2 tRNA genes and 2 rRNA genes are annotated in these 503 nt (G+C 51.1%); all 4 read right to left on the minus strand.

What is annotated here, in order from left to right:
• Positions 1 to 112: ribosomal RNA gene (locus ACFS25_RS16555) — 23S ribosomal RNA — on the minus strand; the annotation flags it as partial.
• 129 nt (positions 113 to 241) lie between these two features.
• Positions 242 to 315 (minus strand) — tRNA-Ala (locus tag ACFS25_RS16560).
• 16 nt (positions 316 to 331) lie between these two features.
• A tRNA-Ile gene (locus tag ACFS25_RS16565) sits at positions 332 to 405 on the minus strand.
• A gap of 45 nt (positions 406 to 450) precedes the next feature.
• Positions 451 to 503, minus strand: a 16S ribosomal RNA gene (locus ACFS25_RS16570); the annotation flags it as partial.

Below are 503 nucleotides of genomic sequence, written 5' to 3' on the forward strand. Positions count from 1 at the left end.
ACCTGCGGATCAGCCCCTGCCAGCGGGTCCCCGCAACGTTTCGTCGCTTGCCACGTCCTTCTTCGCCATCAGAAGCCTTAGGCATCCCCCAGACGCCCTTTTGCTGCGTATTTATCTACGCTTTACTCACTACCCATTTGTCAAACAGCAAGCCTTAAGCTTACTATTCATCGTGAATCACCTTTCGATGATTCAGTCTCTCCCTGTAGGTCAAAGAACATTTGGATCCGAATGATCCAAGTGGAGAATAACGGATTCGAACCGTTGACCCCCTGCTTGCAAAGCAGGTGCTCTAGCCAACTGAGCTAATCCCCCATAGGCTTGTTACTTGTGGGCCTGCGTGGACTCGAACCACGGACCTCTACATTATCAGTGTAGCGCTCTAACCACCTGAGCTACAAGCCCAGTGCTTTGCATATTGACATCAATGGTAGCACTAAATGGCTCCAAAAAGGAGGTGTTCCAGCCGCACCTTCCGGTACGGCTACCTTGTTACGACTTAG

The organism is Spirosoma flavum, assembly GCF_042686045.1.
Lineage (GTDB): Bacteria > Bacteroidota > Bacteroidia > Cytophagales > Spirosomataceae > Spirosoma > Spirosoma flavum.